Source organism: Thioalkalivibrio sp. XN279, assembly GCF_011089885.1.
In the GTDB taxonomy this organism is placed as follows: domain Bacteria; phylum Pseudomonadota; class Gammaproteobacteria; order Steroidobacterales; family XN24; genus XN24.
The window spans coordinates 154,818-172,680 of record NZ_JAANBD010000028.1 but is presented as its reverse complement, the minus strand read 5'-3'; the positions used below and the strand labels follow the sequence as shown (position 1 = coordinate 172,680).

The following is a 17,863-nucleotide window of genomic DNA, read 5'->3' as shown; positions in this document are numbered from 1 at the left end:
TACCGGCAGAGGCAACATGGACGCAGTGAACAGGCGAGGAATCGAGGAACATGCTGAAGCAACAGACTAAGCGAATTATCAGCGTTGCTGGCTTACTGATCGGGCTCGGCTGGCTCACGGGGTGCGGGGCGCAGATGACCGATGCGGAGCGCATCGAGCAGGCTCGCACGGAACTGGCGCAAGGCCAGGCGGCGGCGGCCGCCATTCACATGCGCAATGTACTGCAGGACGATCCCTCAAATGTGGATGCGCGCCTGCTGTTGGCCGAGGCGGCACTGCAGACGGGTGACATGGATGCGGCTGCCAAGGAATATCGCCGGGCGCTCGACCTGGGCGCTGAGCTCGATCCTATTCGCGCAAGCTACGCTGAGGCTCTCGTGCGCCTGGGTGCGGCGGAAGAAGCGATCCGGATCACCGATCCGCAGGAGACGGGGGGATCACCGGAGCTGGCGTACTGGCATGCGCTGGCGTTGCTGCGCACCGGGGATCTCGATGGGGCGGACGCGGCGCTGCAGACGGCTGAACAAGACCCGGAAATGCGCTTGCTGGCGGAGATTGCCCGGGCACGAATCGTGGCGGCGCGCGGGGACGTAGACACGGCGCTGGCCATGCTGGCCGCATTGCCACCGGAGGCAGAAGAGTCGACTGAATACTGGGGCGTGCTGGCGTTCGGCTCCATGCGCACCGGAGACATCGACACCGCCGTGAAGGCGTTTGCCAGGGCGGAGGAAACCGTGGTCGACACCTCGGGTCGGCAGCAACTTCTTTACCGCAGTGGACGCGTCGAAGCGTTGCTGGCGAACGGCGATCTCGACACGGCACGGGCGCTGGCGCAAGAAATCCACACCCAGGCACCCCAGCATCCCGCAACAAACTACCTCATGGGGCGGGTTGAGCTGCAGGCGGGCAACCCGCAACAGGCGCTGGCGCATGCGCAGGCCGTGCTGGCGGCGCAGCCGGGGTCGGCGCAGGGCCTGCTGCTGGCCGCCATGGCGCACATGGCCCTGGGGCAGGAACTCCAGGCGGAGAGCAACCTGGAGCGGGCCGTGGTGGCCAATCCTGCCGACCTGAATGCCCGCAGGTTGCTGGCCCAGGTGAGGCTCGGCCTGCAGTCGCCGGAGCGGGCATTGGAAGCCCTGGGCCCGTTGACCGACGAGGCGATCGAGCAAGGCGTCGGCACGCTCGCCGGCGTGGCCAGCGTGCGTGCCGGCGACCCGGAGGCTGCGGTGGAGATTTTCCGCCGCCAGCTCGAAACCGAGCCCGACAACGATGAAGTGCGCTCGATGCTGGCGGTGAGCCTGATCGCCGTCGGCAGGGTGGACGAGGCGCTGGCCGAACTGGGCATGATCAAGGGCACGGACGCGGCCGCGCGCCAGCGCGTGGACCTGATCACCATCGCGGCGCAATTGCAGGAGGGGCGCACGGCGGAGGCGCGCGAGATAGCAGGCCGACTGGCAGAGGAAAATCCCGATGATGCGTCGCTGCGTGCCACGCTCGGCGGGTTGTTCCTCTATGCCAATCGTGTCGACGAAGCCGTGGCCTGGATGGAAGACGCACTGCGGCTGGACCCGGGCCACGTGGCCGCCCATTTCAACCTTGGCAGGATCGCGGCTGTGCGCGGGGACCTTGCGGCTGCGCGAGATCATTTCACAGCGATCGTTGAGAACAACCCCGGTAACACGGCGGCGCTCAGTGCACTGGCTCAGCTTGACTGGGCTGCCGGCGACCGCGAGGCAGCCGTCGCGCGGCTGCAACAGGCCCGCGCCGCGGATCCTGAGGACGCGAACGTCAGGGTGCTCTTGGCCAGCTATCTAGGTTCCAACCAGGACTGGACAGGTGCGATCGAGGTCGCGCGCGAGGCGGTCGCAGCCGACCCGGATTCAGCCGAGGCAGCCAATGCCCTCGGCGTAGTTCTGCTGCGCGCCGGCGAAGCACGCGAAGCGCTAGGGGAATTCGCGCGGGCACACCAGCTGGCCCCGACGTCGCCGCTCTTCCTGGTCAACCGGGCGCGAGCGGAGCGGGCGACCAATCAGCCTGAGGCGGCCAGGGAGACCCTGGTGTCTGCGCTCGCGCTGGATCCCGGCAACTACCAGGCGCTGCTCCATATCACGGACCTCGAGCGCCAATTGGGCCGATTCGACGACGCGGCCCGGAGTCTCGCCCGCTTGGAACAGGCGGCCGAACCAGGTGACGCGCGCGTGAGCCTGTTGCGCGGTGACATCCTGGTGGCACGTGGCGAATATGCCGCCGCCCAGGCGGCGTATGAAGCCGCCGGCGAGCAGGGCGGGGGCAACCGGGCGGTGGTGGGGCAGTTCCGCGCCCGTCTCGGACAGGGGGCTGCGGAACCGGAGGCGCCCATGCTGACATGGCTTGCGCAGAACCCCGGGGATACGGCGGTCCGGCTGGTGCTGGCAGCGCATTACGTCAACGCCGCGGAATATCGCAAGGCCATCCCCCAGTATGAGCAGCTGCTGGCCGAATCCCCGGACAATGCCATGTACATGAACAACCTGGCCTGGCTCTACAACGAGGTCGGGGACGGGCGCGCAGAGGACTTTGCACAGCGCGCTTACACAGCGGCCCCCGACAATCCCATGATCGCCGATACCCTGGGCTGGATCCTGTACCAGAAGGGTGACACCGCGCGTGCGCTGGAACTGGTGCGCGAGGCCGCGGAGGCGGCGCCGCGGGTGGGTGAAATCCAGTACCATCTCGCCGTCCTGCTGGCCGAGACGGGAGATGTCTCCGGCGCCATACGGGCGGCGCGGGCCGTGCTCGCGGAGCCGGGCGCCATGAACCATCACGAGCAGGCCCAGAAACTCCTGGACCGTCTCGAGGGAGAGAGGTGAAAACCATGAGCATTGCAGGGATACGACGCCTGGTTGCGGCCGCCGCGATATTGACCATGGGCGCACTCGCCGGCGGGTGCGCTTCTTCCGGGCCCGCTCCGGTCCTGCCCGAATCGTCGATGTCCGCGGCCGAGACCGATTACATCATTGCGCCGGGGGCCGTGCTGAATATTTTTGTCTGGCAGCACCCGGACCTGTCCACCACCATCCCCGTGCGTCCCGACGGCAAGGTCTCGACCCCGTTGATCGAGGACATGATGGCGGCGGGCAAGACGCCCACCCAGCTGGCGCGCGACATGGAAGAGGTGTTGTCGCGATTCATCCGCCAGCCGACGGTGAACGTGATCGTGCAGACCGCCGCGCCGAGCTTCGCGCAGCAGGTCCGGGTCGTCGGCCAGGCGGCCAACCCCCAGGCGCTTGCATACCGGGACGGCATGACCTTGCTCGACGTCATGATCCAGGTGGGTGGTCTCGGTGAGTTCGCGGCGGGGAATCGGGCCAAGCTGGTGCGCCGCACCGGCGAAGGCACCACTGAAATCAATGTGCGCCTGGACGACCTCCTGAACCTGGGCGACATGCGGCAGAACGTGCGCATCCAGCCGGGCGACGTGGTGATCATTCCGGAGGCCCGTTTCTAGTGGATGACTTGCTGCGACAATTATTGACGGAGCTGCGCGGCGCCTGGCGCTTTCGCTGGGTGGCCATGGTCATTGCTTGGGGCGTTGGCGTGGTCGGGATCGGCGTGGTGCTCAGCATGCCCGACCTGTATGAGGCGCGCGCCCAGGTGTTCGTCGACACCGAGGATCCATTGCTCAACATGCGCCAGGGCTCCGGGATTGACGATGCCCAGACCAAGGTCAATTACGTCCGCCGGCAGCTCCTGTCAACGCCCAACCTGGAACAGGTGGCGCGCGAGACGGACCTGGACCTGCGTGTGGACACGCCGGAAGGCTTCGAGAACCTGATTATCGAGCTACAGAGCCAGATCGAAGTGCGACCGGGTGGGGCGCGGGGCTTCGAGGCGAACCTGTACGAGATCAAGTATCGCGACCCGGACCGTAGGGCGGCGGAACGCGTGGTGCAGGTGCTGCTGAACAGCTTCCAGGAGCGTTCCGTGGAAGGGGACCTGCGTGACGACCTGCAGGCGCTCGCTTTCCTCGACAACCAGATGACGGATTACCGGCGGCGCCTCGAACAGGCGGAAAACCGCGTGGCGGACTTCCGCCGCCGCAACGCCGGGCTGGCCCCGGGTGACGGCGGCGGCTTCTTCACCCGCCTCGCGACGCTGCAGGAAGAGCTGCGGGAAGTACGCACCAGCCTGCGCATCGCGCGTGACAAGCGTGCTGCACTGGCCGCACAGGTCGCGAGCCAAGCCGAGGGCGGCGGTGACGGCGGGGCGGCCAGCCTGGTGGAGCTGGAGAGCCAAGTGCTGGAGGCGGAGAAGCGGGTGGACGAGTTGCGGCTCATCTACACCGACGCGCACCCCGCGGTCATCTCGGCACAGGAAACCGTGCAGGCACTGCGCGGCCGGCTCGAGCAGCGGCGCGACGAGCTCGGGCCGTTGATCGGCGCCGGGGCCGGGGGAGCCGTGATCGAAAATGTCCGCATTGCGCTCACGCAGGCCGAGATCGAGGTCGCAGAGCTGGCGGCGCGGGAGCGTGACCTGGCGCAGCGCATCGAAGAACTGCAGCAGAAGATCGACGTCGCGCCCCAATTGGAGGCCGATTATGCCGGCCTGATCCGCGACCATACCGTGCTGCAAAACCAGTACGAGGGCCTGTTGCAGCGGCGCGAGCAGCTGAGCTTCGACATCGACCGCAAGCGCCAGGGTCGCCAGCTCGAGTTTCGCATCATCGAGCCGCCGCTGGCGCCCAGCGCCCCCGTTGCGCCAAACCGATTCTTTCTGCTTGTGGTCGTGCTGGCCGCCGCGCTCGGCGCGGGCGGCGCTGCGGCCTACCTGTTACACATGACAAAACCGGTCTATATCTCGGCTGATGCCATCTACCAGGAATTGCAGTTGCCAGTGCTCGGCGCGGTGTCCATGGCCTGGACCGCACGAGCACGGCGCCGTCGGCGCGGGGCCGAAGCCGTGTTCGCGGTTGGGATCGTGGCCCTGGCAGCAGTGTTCGGCGTGGTGATTCTGGCGATGCCATGGGCGCTCGACGTGGTGCAGGGGCTGAAAGGATGAGTTTCGTAGAGAAGGCACTCAAGCGCCTGAAGCAACAGGAAAAGCCGATGGTCCCGCTGGGCCAGCTGGACATTCGTGAGCGCCAGGCGGCCCTGGATGCAGAAGCATCCGCGGAGACCATACCCGCGGCACATCCCGCGGCCACCGTGCCCCCTGTTGCACAAGGCGATCCAGGCGTTGCGCAGCAAGACGGACCGCCAACGCCAACCGCCACCGCGGCTCCAGCTGCCAGCGCACCGCCAAGCGCAACCGCGCCTGCAACGCCGGCTGAGGTTCAGGATCACGCCACGCAGCATGCAGGAGAGGAGCCAGGCCCCCCGCGCCCCGGAACGAAAATCGTCGCGGTGGATCGTCTGCGCCTGCGGGAAGAGGGTTTTCTCGCACCCGACGAATACGAGCGTCGCATGGCGGACGAGTACCGCCGTATCAAGCGGCCCCTGATCGCGCATGCGTTCGGCCTGGGTGCGACCCAGGTGGAGAAGGGCAACCTGATCCTGGTCACCAGCGCGGTCTCCGGAGAAGGCAAGACCCACACCTGCATCAATCTCGCGCTCAGCCTGGCGACGGAACGGGACCGCACGGTCCTGCTCATCGACGGCGACGTGCCCAAGCCTCACATCAGCCGCCTTTTCGGCATCGACAAGGAGCCCGGCCTGCTGGATGTACTCGGGGACAAGCCTCCGCAAGTGGAGGACGTGCTGGTGCGCACTGATATCCCGCGCCTGTCGATCCTCCCCGCAGGTCGCTGGCATGCCCAGGCGACGGAACTGCTCTCGAGCGACCGCATGCGCGCCTTGTGCAACGAGCTCGCGTCGCGGTACCCGGACCGGATCATCCTGTTCGACTCGCCGCCGATGCTGGCCGCCACCGAGGCGCAGGCGATTGCCGCCAACGTCGGCCAGGTCGTCCTGGTGGTCGCGGAGAACTTGACCGCGCGCGACGACGTGCGTTCCGCGTTGTCGTTGATAGACGAGAACAGGGCAGTCAACGCCATACTGAACAAGAGTCGCGTGGCCGCCAGGAGTGCTTACTATGGAGGATATGGCTATGGGTACGGGGCGAACGCAGCACCGCCGCCGGGCTAAGGCCCGCTTGCTCGCCTTGTCGGTTGCCGCGCTGTGCGCCGCGCCGCCAGCCACGGCAGCCGACTGGAAGTTCGAGCCGCGCGCCAGCCTGGGCCTCACCTGGCTGGACAATGTCGACCTTGCGCCGTCGGGCCTTGAGGAGTCCGAGACGATCTTGGAGCTGAAGCCAGGTTTCAGCGTGGTCGGCGCAAGTCCGCGCGTCGATGCGCGCCTTGACTATGATGCGCAGGGACTGTGGTTCGCCGACAACGACGACCTCGACGATATCTACCACCAGGCACTGGGTCGAGGCACCTTCGAGCTCTTGGAGCGCCAGCTGTTCCTCGACGGCTTCCTGCGCTTCGACCAGCAGAACATCGACCCGGCGCGGAGCCTGGTGAACAGCAATTTGTTCAACACGGGAAACCGCGCTGACACGTTCGTGTACTCGGTCAGCCCTTACCATGTCGGGCGCTGGGGCGAGTGGGGCGAGAGCCTGCTGCGGCTCCAGCACCAAGGCGTGCGCTACAGCAATTTCGACGAGAACGTCTTCAACCTGGAGGATTCCGAAACGAACTCGGCTTCCGCGTCGCTAGGTTCTCCCCGTGAACGCCGCGGCTTCAGCTGGCGGCTCAGCGGCAGCACGGCGACCACGGAGTACGACGCAGCGCCGGACTTTGCCTATGATCGCGCGGCGCTGGACATCGGCGTGCCGGTCGGGCTGCGCACGCGCCTCACTGCCACGGCGGGCCAGGAGTCCGACGTCGTGACGGACCGCACAGCCGGTGGGCTGGACGAGTCCTTCTGGTTCGTGGGCGTGGAATGGCAGCCCAGCGAGCGGGAGACGCTGGAAGCCCGGGTCGGCGACCGTTTTTACGGCAGCGCCTACGAGTTGCGTTGGACGCGGCGCGGTTCGCGCGGCGAGCTTGGGGTCGAATACACCGAAGAGCCGACCACGGCAAGCGGCGTGCTCGGTGAAGACGGTGGGTTCCAACCAGACTTCGGCCCCGGGGGTACGCCTCAACTCGACACGCGCGTGTTCCTGCGCAAACGATTTTCAGCGCGGGCAAGTTACGAGCTGGTTCGTTCCACGATCGCAGCCCGCGTCTTCGGCGAGGAGCGCGATTACCAGGACCAGTCAGGCGACACCGAGCGCAACTACGGCGTCGGCCTGGATTACGACTGGCAGCTGGCGGCCCGCATGCGTGCCGGCCTGCGCACGGAGTGGGAGCGGCGCGACTTCGCCGACCCGGCAGGCGAGGATGACTTTTGGGAGCTGACGGCCAGCCTGTCTCGCGAGATCACTCGCACCCTGTCGGGCGTGCTGTCAGCCTCGCACTTCAGGCGGGACTCGGCCGGCGCGGAAGATTATGACGTGAACCGGGTGTCCCTCTCGGTCCAGGCCCGTTTCTGAGGACAGTCGCGCCACTGCAGCAAGAGGCGCGATCGGTCAGTACGCCTTGCTGTCCTTGAACACGCGGGCGACGGTGAGGAACAGGATCTTCAGGTCCAGCAGCGGCGACCAGCGACGCAGGTACTCCAGGTCGTAGCTGACGCGCCGTTCCATGTCCTCCAGTTTCTCAACCTCGCCGCGGCAACCGCTCACCTGCGCCAGCCCGGTGATCCCGGGCAGCACCTTGTGGCGCAGCATGTAGCCCTTGATGAGCTTGCGGTACTGCTCGTTGTGGCTGACCGCGTGCGGGCGCGGGCCCACGAGGCTCATGCGCCCCTGCAGGACGTTGAACAGCTGGGGCAGCTCGTCCAGCGAATAGCTGCGCAGGATGCGGCCGATCGGTGTGACGCGCGGATCCTCGCGGGATACCTGCACCACTTCCTCGCCGTCCTCCAGCACGCGCATGGAACGGAACTTCCACACCACGATCTCGTGGCCGTCCAGTCCGTAGCGGCGCTGCTTGAATATCACCGGCCCTTTCGAGGTGAAGCGCACAAGAAGCGCCAGCACGGCCATTACCGGCAGCGCCGGGATCATGGCCAGCAGCGTGAGCACAATATCGGTCACCCGCTTCAGCACGCCGCGCGAGCCATGGAAGGGCGTTTCGCACAGGGAGATCACCGGCGTGCCCATGATCTCGCCGGGGCGTGACTGGATCAGGTCGAACACGAACACGTCCGGCAGGTAGTAGATCGACGCGGTGGTGTCATGCAGGTCGTCGATCAGCTTCATCACCCGGTCGAGATGACGGATCGGCAACGCGATGAAGATCACGTCGACCTTGTGCTCGCGCACGTAGCGCGCCAGGTCCTTGAGACCGCCGAGAAGCGTGATATTTCCATTGAATTCGAGCCTGTCAGGGCTGCGATCATCGAAGAAGCCGAGAAACCGGGTACCGAGCGCCGGATGCGTGGTGAGCTGCTCAGCAAGATGGTTGCTATGCGCGGTGAAGCCCAGGCACACCGCGGAGCGGGCATTTTCCTCGGCGCTGACGCGGCGGCGTTTCACAACGTGCAACGCCAGGGTAGCGGGTATGAACAAGAGGGGCGAGAGCAAGGCCCAGGCACACAGCAATTCAGGGGGGTAAAAGTCGCTGAAGCCCGACAGTAGCCCGGCGACCAGGAGCACGGCAAGAATCCCTGCCCAGCGCCCGGCGAGCTTCATGACAATCGTCGGCAGCGGTGTGAGCATGAGCGGCCGGCCGTTGCGCTTGACTCGGAGCAAGAGAAGGCTGAGACCGCCGGCCGCCACGGCCAGGGCGCGATAGTAGTGGTCGAACACCTGGCCGTAGTAACTGGTCAGCCAATAAAGTACCAGCACGACGAGAATCGCCGGCAACACGCGTTGCACCGCCGCGATCGCGGCCAGGCGGAGATCCTTGTTGAACATCACCGGCTCGGTCATGGCGTCCTTGCCTTTGTTTTTTCCGCCAGGACGGACAGCGCGCGGGCGAGCCCGGCATGCCAGTCGAAGTCGGGCGCGTTATCCAGCGCAAGCAGCTCTTCACTCGGCGCGAGCACGGCGCGCGTGGGGCGCCTTGCCGGAGTGGGGTAGTCCGCGGTCGTGATGCCATCGACCTCGGGGGGGCGGTCGAGCAGGCCGGCCTCGACCGCCGTGGCAAAAATCTCCACCGCGAATCGTTTCCAGGTCGTGATTTCGCCCCCGGTGGCATGCCAGGTCCCGTACGGCAGCTGCGGGCTGTCCCCGGCCGGGTCGCTGGTCGCGACCAGGCGCGCGATCAACTCGGCGACGTGGCCGGCGTAGGTGGGCCGGCCAAACTGGTCGTCCACGATGCGGAGGTTGGATCGCTCGCCAGCCAGTTTCAGCATGGTCTTGACGAAGTTGTGGCCGTGCTCGCTGAACACCCAGCTGGTGCGCAGAATCCAATGCCGCGGGCACAGTGTGCGCACCGCGAGCTCGCCGGCGAGCTTGGTGGCGCCGTACACGCCCAGCGGCCGCGTCGGCGCATCCTCGGCGTAGGGCGCCTCGGCCTCGCCGTCGAACACGTAATCGGTCGAGACATGCACCAGCGCGGCGCCGAGCTGCGCGGCCGCGCGGGCCGCCGCCGCCGGTGCCTCGGCGTTGACGCCCCACGCCAGCGCGGGCTCGGATTCCGCCTTGTCGACGGCGGTGTAGGCCGCGGCGTTGATAATCGTCTGCGGCGCTGCCTCGAGCAGCGCAGCCTCGACTCGTGCCGGCTCGGTGAGGTCCGCGGTGTCCCGCCCCCAGAACGTCACAGCGGGGGCGGTCAACGCCAGGGATTTGGCGAGGTGACGGGCCAGCTGGCCGCTGCTGCCGAGCACGACGATGCTCATCGGGCGGGTGCTCATCGAGCGGCCGCCAGCGCCCGCAGGGAGGGCAGGGCGGCATCCTTCGCGGACAAGAGCGGGTCTTTCAAAGGCCACTCGATGCCGATCTCCGGATCGTCCCAGCGCACCCCGAACTCGTGCTCGGGCGCGTAGTAATCGGTGCACTTGTACTCGAAGTCGGCGATCTCGGAGAGGACTACGAAACCGTGGGCGTAGCCGGGCGGAATCCACATCTGCTTGTGGTTCTCGTCCGACAGCGTGACGCCGACCCACTGGCCGAAAGTGGCCGACGTGGGGTCGATATCCACGGCGACGTCGAACACCTCGCCGCGGGAACAGCGCACCAGCTTGCCCTGGGGCCGGACGGCCTGGGCGTGCAGGCCGCGCAGCACCCCGCGGCGCGACCGCGAGTGATTGTCCTGCACGAAATCGAGCTCGATGCCGGCGGCGCGACAGGCCTCCTGGCGGAAGGTCTCGACAAAGAACCCGCGCGCGTCGCCGTGCACCTTCGGCTCGAAGATGAGCACACCGGGCAGCCGGGTCTCGGTGATCTTCACCGCTCGAACTCCAGCAGCCGGTTCAGGTAATCCCCGTATCCGCTCTTCTCCAGCGGCCGCGCCAGGTCCTTGAGCTTCTCGTCGCTGATCCAGCCCTGCCGCCAGGCCACTTCTTCAGGGCAGCCGACCTTCAGGCCCTGGCGTTTCTCCAGCGTCTGGATGAAGTGTGCCGCCTCGATCAGGGAATCGTGGGTGCCGGTGTCCAGCCAGGCCATGCCGCGCTGCATGCGCTGCACCTCCAGCCGGCCGCGCGCGAGATACACGTTGTTGAGATCCGTGATCTCCAGCTCGCCGCGCGGCGAGGGCTTCAGTTCACGTGCGATGTCCACCACCGCATTGTCATAGAAATATAGTCCAGTGACCGCGAACCGGCTCTTCGGCCTGGCGGGCTTCTCCTCGATGGAAATGGCCCGGCCCCCCGCATCAAACTCCACCACGCCGAAAGCACTCGGGTTGGAAACGCCATAGGCAAACACGGTCGCACCCTCGGCCTGGGCGGCGGCGGCCCTGAGCTGGCCGGTCAGGCCGGGGCCGAAGAACAGGTTGTCGCCGAGAATCAGCGTCACGGGGTCAGACCCCGCAAAGTCGGCGCCGATGATGAAAGCCTGGGCGAGGCCGTCCGGGCTCGGCTGCACTGCGTGCTGAATGTCCATGCCCCATTGGTTGCCGTCGCCGAGGATCTGGGCGAAGCGCGGGCTGTCCTGGGGGGTCGAGATGACGAGCACCTCGCGAATCCCCGCCAGCATCAGGGTGCTGAGCGGGTAATAGATCATCGGCTTGTCGTAGATCGGCAACAGCTGCTTGCAGACCCCGAGCGTGACCGGGTGCAGGCGCGTGCCGGAGCCGCCGGCGAGGATGATGCCCTTGCGGCTCATGCGGCGTCTCCCGCCCCGATACGTTCCAGCCGGTAGCTGCCGTCGAGCACGCGCTGCCACCAGTCGCGGTTCTCCAGGTACCACCGCACCGTGCGGGCGAGGCCGGTCTGGAAGGTCTCCTGCGGCGCCCAGCCCAGCTCGCGCTGGATCTTCCTGGCGTCGATGGCGTAGCGGGTGTCGTGGCCGGGGCGGTCCGTGACGAAAGTGATGAGCTCCTCGAGCGGGCGGCCCTTAGCCGCCTCCGGGGCGTGCTCCGCGACCAGGGCGCAAATCCGGTGCACCACGTCGATGTTCTCGACCTCGTTGCAGCCGCCAATGTTGTAGGTCTCGCCGACCCGGCCGTGGCGCAGGACCGTCCACAGCGCACGGGCGTGATCCTCGACGTAGAGCCAGTCACGCACCTGTCGGCCGTCGCCGTAGACGGGCAGCGGGCGGCCGGCGAGGGCATTGAGGATCATGTGCGGGATAAGCTTCTCGGGGAACTGGTTGGGGCCGTAGTTGTTCGAACAGTTCGTGACCAGCACGGGCAGGCCGTAGGTCCGGTGCCAGGCCCGCACCAGGTGATCCGAGGCGGCTTTGGTGGCGGCGTAGGGTGAGCTCGGGGCGTAGGGCGTCGTCTCGGTGAACGGCGTGCCGTTCGGACCCAAGTCGCCGTAGACCTCGTCGGTTGAGACATGCAGGAATCTGAATGCTTCGCGTCGCCCCGCAGGTATGCCGCGCCAGTGGGCGAGGGCGGCGCCGAGCAGTTCGCCGGTGCCGACCACGTTGGTGTCCACGAAGGCCCCCGGGCCGTCGATGGAGCGGTCCACGTGGCTTTCGGCGGCGAGGTGCATGACCGCGTCGGGCTGGTAGTGGGCGAAGAGTTGCGCCAGAGCCGGGCCGTCGCAGATATCGACCTGCTCGAAGGCATAGCGTGGCGAGTCCGCGACGTCCGCCAGGCTCTCGGGATTGCCGGCGTAAGTGAGCTTGTCCAGGTTGACGATACGGGTATCGGCGGCGTCGAGGAAATGCCGCACGACGTTGGAGCCGATGAAGCCGGCGCCACCAGTAACGAGAATGGTATCCATTTACCCTCTTTAGGCTGTGTGCCACCCCATCCAGGCTGGGGCCGGCAAGGATACAGCATCAGCAATTAATTTCGAAGTTTGAGGAAGTTAGGAAGGATTTAATGAGACTACGTTCGCATTTTTTGGCGGTGAAGCCAGTAAGATGCTTTCTTGCCGCGAGCTGTTGAAGGGATGCACGTGCTGACGCCAAGAATCGAGCCAAAAGTCCTGCTGCCGATAGCCATCCTCCTGGCAGGGGCGGTGGTCGGGATGTCGTCGATCCTCGCCTGGGTGGGTAGCGTCTGGTATTCCTTCTTCGGCCAGGGGGTCTATTCCCACGGCTACCTGGCACTCGGGCTGTCCATCTGGATGGGCTGGGTTTTCTGGCGCCGGAACCCCCCCGCGAAGATCGGTCCCGACTGGCGCGCCCTGGCGCCGCTCGTGCTGCTCGTGCTCGCCATGTCGGCCATGGAGCTGCTTTACATCGGCGCCACCCGCGCCATGCTGTTGCCCTTGTTGTTCCTGGCCGCGACAGCGCTGGTGTTCGGTTTCGGCGCGGCGCGTGTCCTGTTGTTGCCGGCGCTGTTCATTTATTCGGCCTTGCTGCCGTTCTGGATGTTCAATCCCATGCTGCAGGAAATCGCTACTCGAGCGGTCGGATTTTTGATGAGCTTTAGTGGCACACCATTCCTGATAGAGGGTAATTTCGTCCACATCCCGGCCGGCACTTTCGAGATCGCCAGTGGCTGCAGCGGGTTGAGCTTCCTGGTGTCGGGTACTGTGCTCACGGTGTACTTCAGTGCAATGTACCTGCAGCACTGGTCGCACCGCCTGCTACTGGTTGCGGCAGCCATGGCGGCGGCCCTGTTCGCGAACTGGATGCGAATCTGGACGATCATTCTGATTGGCCAGGCCACACAATTGCAGCACTGGCTCATCAACGACCATCTTTCATACGGCTGGGTATTGTTTATTCTGTTCTTCACACCCGTGCTGTTTTTCGCGACTCTCCTGGAGAAGCGGGAAATACGCGAGAGCCGGCGGGCGCAGCTGGAAGAGACAGCCCAGGCGCCTCCTCCCCGCGCACGCGACTTCTCCGGCACGCGCATGTTGCGGGCCGCCGCCGTCGGCGCGTTGCTTCTCGCTATCCCGCGCCTGTTCGCCAGCGAGGTCACGGCGGGCTACACCATTGATCGGTTGCCGTTGCCCGAGCAGATCGCAGGCGTTGCACGCAAGGCGGCCGAGCAGGGCGCCTGGCAGCCGCAATTCCGCAATGCGCGTGAAGGGGCAGCGATTTATCTTTTTGACGGCAGCACCGTCGAAGTTTTTCGGGCCGTGTATCCGGAACAGGACCGCACCCGCCACTTGTTCCGCAATCGCGAGGCCTTGTTCGGCCGTGGATGGAGACCGGTGGACCATCGCCTTGTGAACGCCAGCGTCGGCAGCGAGATCGTGAGAGTGAACGAATACCGCGGCTATATCGCCGGCCGGGAGCGCGTCATCTGGGCCTGGTACGAAGTGGCCGGGAGACCGGTGGCCACACGGCTCGGCGCGAAGCTGGTCGAGGCACAGGCTTTTTTCAGGGGCCGTAACGACGGTGTGGTTGTTGCAGTCTCAGCTGAGTGCGAGGCTGGCTGCGAAGGGGCGCGCGAGCGGCTCTATGCCTTTCTCAGCGCGGCCGGCGCGGAGTTGCGCTGGCAGCCGGATTGACCGAGGAGGTGCAGTCCCGCTAGCTGGCCGCGGCCTGGGCCATCGCACGGAACCGGTCGCTGCGCTCGGACAGCTCCTCGTACGTCCCGGAATCGACCAGCCGTCCCTGCTCCAGCAGGAAGATGGTATCGCAGTTGCGCACCGTGCTGAGACGATGCGCGATCATGATGACCGTTTTGCTCCCCCCCAGGTTGTGCACAGCCGACATGACGGCCTGCTCGGTGATGTTGTCCAGCGCGCTGGTGGCCTCGTCGAGCACCAGTACGCTGGGGTCGCGGTAAAGCGCCCGGGCGATGCCGATGCGCTGGCGCTGGCCCCCGGAGAGCCGCACGCCGCGCTCGCCCACGCGTGTCTGGTAACCGTCGGGCAACTGGGTCGCGACGAACTCGTGGAGTTCAGCAGCCCGCGCGGCGTGCTCTACGGCGTCCATGTCGATTTCGGCTGCTTTCTGGCCGAAGGCGATGTTCGCAGCCACGCTGTCGTCTACCAGGAAGATTTGCTGTGGCACGTAGCCTAGAGAGCGCTGCCAGGCACGACGGTTGGACCCGGTGATGGCCGCCCCATCGACCAAGACCTGTCCTTCCTGCGGCTCGAGCAGACCGAGAATTATGTCCACAATAGTCGTCTTGCCGGCACCAGTGGCGCCGACGAAGCCGACCGTCGTGTTGGCCCGGATCACCAGGCTGACGTCCGCGAGGGCGCGCCGCTCGGCGCCTTCATAGTTGAAACCCAGTTCGACAAGTTCGAGTTTCTCCCGCAGTGGCAGGCTTGGTCCCTGTACGTTGTCGGCAGAACTGTCCTTGGGTATCTCGGCTTGCTTGCTCGTAACAAGCTCATCATGGATCCGATCAAGGCTGCGCGTACCGAACTTCATTTTTGTCAGGTCGTGGTAAATCATTTGCATGGACGGCATCAGCCGGTAACCGGCGAAGGCGTAAACGGCGATCAGTGGGAGTGCCGTCCCCAGCCCCTCGGCCTGCACCGTCAACAGCACCACGACAATGGCCAGGATCCCGCCGAAAGCTATAGCCTCGAGCAGGTACTTGGGCACCATGCCAATGATGCGCTGGTTGGCGTGGTTGCGGGCGTAAAGCAGGGCAGGGGTGCGGTAGCGCGCGAGGTATGCGGCTTCGAGCCCGGACACTTTGACGTCCTTGATGCCCGCAAGGCCTTCCTGGGAGGCCCGGTAGCGCTCCTCATTTGTCTGCCAGGCCACGCGGCCGAGCCGTACGAGATGGCGTCGAACCGTGAAATAGATCAGCACGTAACTGCCGCCAAGCGTCGTTACGGCCGTCATGGCGATGGTTGGGTTGGCCGCGATCACCAGCCCGAGCAGGAACATCACGAGAAACAGCCGGGATAGCAGGCGCGTCGCCGGAAGGATCGCATGCGCCACCATGTGCTGTACCTCGGACACGACCGTGCGTCCAAGATCTGCGCTGTGGCGGTTAAGGAACCAGCTGTAGGGACGTGCGTAGTAATTCCCCAACAGCCGCACGCTCATGCGATAGTCGCACATCTGGTTGAAACGGTGTAGGAACCACTCCGTGAAGGCACCGAACAGCTGGCTGCCGACGACGAGGAAGAACATTACAATGCCGAGAAAGATCAGAAACGAGTCGTGGCTTTCGAAGCCTAACCATAAGTACACCATGGCCAAGTATTGATTGGACTCGATGATGTCGGGGTTGCTGGCGACCGCCATGAAAGGTATTACCGAAGCCACCCCGACCATCTCGGTGAATCCGCGCACCAGGAAGAGACCCAGCAGCAGGACGGATCGGCGCCGCTCGTGCGGATCCAGTACCTGGTAGATTTTCCGGTAAATTTCGCGCATTACTCCATTCGCTCGAGCCGCTAAACTACCAACTTAACCGATATTCGCCCCACCAAACTGTGAGCTTGCGCAACGAAATCCTCATCGGTGCCGTTAAGCTTGCCCGGCCGCGATGATAACGAGCTAAAACGAGCCCCTATGTCTCCCCGAGCCATCAAGCATCGCCTCCGCAGCCTGGTTGACCTGGGATGCCTAGCTTTTGGCGTGCTCTCATATTATGAGTGGAGAATGCGAGCAGGCCTGACCATCCTGATGTACCATCGGGTACTGCCGCGGAGTGACTGTGCTGATTATCCGCTCGAGTCGCTGGTAATGCCACTAGAAGCCTTCCAGCAGCAGGTGGCGTGGCTGTCCCGCAGCGCCGAGGTAGTCCCGGTCGCCGAGGCGCTGGAGCGCCTGGCCGGTGGCGAAGCCTCGGTAAAGCCGCTGGTCTCCGTCACGTTCGACGACGGCTACGCCGACAACTTTGAGCATGCCGCCCCCGTGCTCGAGTCGAACGGATTGCGCGGGACCTTTTTCGTCGCCACTGACTTTGTGGGAAGAGGGTTCCCCTTCTGGTTCGACGTGGCAGCGGATGCATGGACCCGGCTGGATTACGGTGCCAGGATGCGTCTGCTCGAGGATCTGAGCAGCAGTTGGGGTCAGGATTCACGCAAAGCAAAGTGCGGTGCAGATCTCGCCTCGTGGATGAGCGCACTCAAGCTGGTACCGGTGACCGAAAGAGACCGATGTGTGGAGATGGCCCGGTCGCGTGTCGAGGGCGAGTTCGATGCGACACGTTTTCGGGCCATGACTCGAGAACAACTCGTCGAACTCGACCGACGCGGCCACGAGGTCGCATCGCATGGCGTCAGCCACTCGATCCTGCCGTTGCTCGACGACACCGCGTTGGCTCATGAACTTCGGGCGTCCCGTGTCGCGCTGTCAGACTGGCTGGGTCACGACGTGAACGGATTCTGTTATCCGAACGGCGATTCCGATCCACGCGTCATTGCCGCGGCCCGTGCCGCCGGATACAGGTACGCCTGCAGCACCATTGAGGGGCTCAATCGCCCCGGCGAAGACGCTTTCCGACTCAAGCGCCGCCCTATCGCGATGCGACGCGTTTTTGGCCCGGATGGTGCGCACTCGCTGCTCGGCTTTCGCACCGAAAACTCTGGCCTGCGCTCGACATGGCGGTGACGCGCACGGAACTGGCGCGCCTGGAGGCGGTGGTCCGGAATTACCTGGATAGGGGGGAACTCCGGAGCGACGCTACTGTAGTGCACCAACGCGGTGGCGGCCGCGGCGTGATCCTGCGATTGCCTTTCGTTGCAGGCCAATCGGTCATTGTCAAGACCTGGATACTGAATGGCGGCCCAGATCGCTTGAAGCGCTTGGCTTGGATGAGCAATACCCGGCGTGAGTGGCGGGTGCATCGCTACCTGCATGTCTCCGGAGTGCGCGTCCCCGAGCCTTTCGCATACCGAGCAGGATGGGGAAACAGCGGCCCGTATGAGTTGATCGCCGTACAGGATCTGGGGCGTGTTACCGACGCGCTGGACTACTTGAAATGCAGCGTTAAGCGGGCCGACGAGGACGCTGTCCGCTGGCTTGAGGAGGAAGTGATCTCCAATACTCTACGGATGGTGCGTAGCGGTACGTTGGATGTCGACAATAAGCTGAACAACTTCGGCGTAACGGCCTCCGGCGAACTTTACCGTCTCGATCTGGAATGTGCCAGGCGTTGGCGATTCCGAGTGCTTCCCTCCGAAGCCTACGGAGCGATGCTTGGCCATTTGCTTGCAAGCCACGTATTTGCTTGTCAGCCAAACGTAATAAGGACTGAACAATTTGCAAGTCGAATCGCTGAGGCCCTTGCACCAAATTCTGCTACTCTCGCTTCGGCCCGATCATGGTTGGATGCAATTATGCAGAGGCAGCGGGAGCATAACGGGATCGACTCCAGGGTGACGTTACCTTGGTGAGCCTGCCA

Annotated in this window: 14 protein-coding genes; 8 read left to right on the top strand and 6 right to left on the bottom strand. The window is 65.1% G+C overall.

Annotated elements, in window-relative coordinates; genetic code table 11:
• The first annotated feature begins 50 nt into the window (after nt 1-50).
• The 5 genes from prsT (at nt 51) to G8346_RS10435 (ending at nt 7,515) form a co-directional block, all read left to right on the top strand.
• Nucleotides 51-2,849, top strand: a complete 2,799-nt coding sequence (gene prsT, locus G8346_RS10455) for an XrtA/PEP-CTERM system TPR-repeat protein PrsT (RefSeq protein WP_166050970.1) — start codon at nt 51-53, stop codon at nt 2,847-2,849.
• A gap of 119 nt (nt 2,850-2,968) precedes the next feature.
• Nucleotides 2,969-3,487 carry an XrtA/PEP-CTERM system exopolysaccharide export protein gene (locus G8346_RS10450; RefSeq protein ID WP_240901432.1) on the top strand — a complete coding sequence of 173 codons (519 nt, stop codon included), beginning with the start codon at nt 2,969-2,971 and terminating at the stop codon, nt 3,485-3,487.
• Complete coding sequence (locus G8346_RS10445) at nt 3,487-5,037, top strand: XrtA system polysaccharide chain length determinant (protein ID WP_166050967.1); 1,551 nt, start codon at nt 3,487-3,489, stop codon at nt 5,035-5,037. The genes G8346_RS10450 and G8346_RS10445 overlap by 1 nt, the downstream gene beginning before the upstream one ends.
• On the top strand, nt 5,034-6,122 hold the full coding sequence (locus G8346_RS10440; RefSeq protein ID WP_166050965.1) for an XrtA-associated tyrosine autokinase: 1,089 nt from the start codon (nt 5,034-5,036) through the stop codon (nt 6,120-6,122). The genes G8346_RS10445 and G8346_RS10440 overlap by 4 nt, the downstream gene beginning before the upstream one ends.
• Complete coding sequence (locus G8346_RS10435) at nt 6,085-7,515, top strand: TIGR03016 family PEP-CTERM system-associated outer membrane protein (RefSeq protein WP_166050963.1); 1,431 nt, start codon at nt 6,085-6,087, stop codon at nt 7,513-7,515. Before G8346_RS10440 ends, G8346_RS10435 begins: the two co-directional genes overlap by 38 nt.
• 36 nt (nt 7,516-7,551) lie before the next feature.
• Here G8346_RS10435 and G8346_RS10430 read toward each other — a convergent pair whose 3' ends face one another.
• The 5 genes from G8346_RS10430 to rfbB are packed head-to-tail and all read right to left on the bottom strand — an operon-like array spanning nt 7,552 to nt 12,362.
• A complete protein-coding gene (locus tag G8346_RS10430) occupies nt 7,552-8,958 on the bottom strand; it encodes an undecaprenyl-phosphate glucose phosphotransferase (protein ID WP_166050961.1) in 1,407 nt (468 codons plus the stop codon).
• Complete coding sequence (gene rfbD, locus G8346_RS10425; RefSeq protein WP_166050959.1) at nt 8,955-9,884, bottom strand: dTDP-4-dehydrorhamnose reductase; 930 nt, start codon at nt 9,882-9,884, stop codon at nt 8,955-8,957. The genes G8346_RS10430 and rfbD overlap by 4 nt, the downstream gene beginning before the upstream one ends.
• Complete coding sequence (rfbC, locus tag G8346_RS10420) at nt 9,881-10,420, bottom strand: dTDP-4-dehydrorhamnose 3,5-epimerase (protein ID WP_166050957.1); 540 nt, start codon at nt 10,418-10,420, stop codon at nt 9,881-9,883. The genes rfbD and rfbC overlap by 4 nt, the downstream gene beginning before the upstream one ends.
• Nucleotides 10,417-11,295: a glucose-1-phosphate thymidylyltransferase RfbA gene (gene rfbA / locus G8346_RS10415; protein ID WP_166050954.1), complete on the bottom strand. Its 879-nt coding sequence runs from the start codon at nt 11,293-11,295 to the stop codon at nt 10,417-10,419. Before rfbA ends, rfbC begins: the two co-directional genes overlap by 4 nt.
• Entirely contained in the window at nt 11,292-12,362 is a 1,071-nt protein-coding gene (gene rfbB / locus G8346_RS10410; protein ID WP_166050952.1) for a dTDP-glucose 4,6-dehydratase, read from the bottom strand. The genes rfbA and rfbB overlap by 4 nt, the downstream gene beginning before the upstream one ends.
• Nucleotides 12,363-12,533: 171 nt before the next feature.
• On the opposite strand from rfbB, the gene G8346_RS10405 reads away from it, so the two are divergent.
• Nucleotides 12,534-14,051, top strand: coding sequence for an exosortase C-terminal domain/associated protein EpsI (locus G8346_RS10405; protein WP_166050950.1), 1,518 nt, complete (start codon nt 12,534-12,536; stop codon nt 14,049-14,051).
• Nucleotides 14,052-14,070: 19 nt separating this feature from the next.
• On the opposite strand, the gene G8346_RS10400 is transcribed toward G8346_RS10405, so the two are convergent.
• The gene (locus tag G8346_RS10400) at nt 14,071-15,888 is read right to left on the bottom strand and encodes an ABC transporter ATP-binding protein (protein ID WP_166050948.1); all 1,818 of its coding nucleotides are present in this window, start codon (nt 15,886-15,888) and stop codon (nt 14,071-14,073) included.
• A 228-nt stretch (nt 15,889-16,116) separates the two neighbouring features.
• On the opposite strand from G8346_RS10400, the gene G8346_RS10395 reads away from it, so the two are divergent.
• Entirely contained in the window at nt 16,117-17,070 is a 954-nt protein-coding gene (locus G8346_RS10395; protein WP_166050946.1) for a polysaccharide deacetylase family protein, read from the top strand.
• Entirely contained in the window at nt 17,061-17,855 is a 795-nt protein-coding gene (locus G8346_RS10390) for a hypothetical protein (protein ID WP_166050944.1), read from the top strand. Before G8346_RS10395 ends, G8346_RS10390 begins: the two co-directional genes overlap by 10 nt.
• The last annotated feature ends 8 nt before the right edge of the window (nt 17,856-17,863 follow it).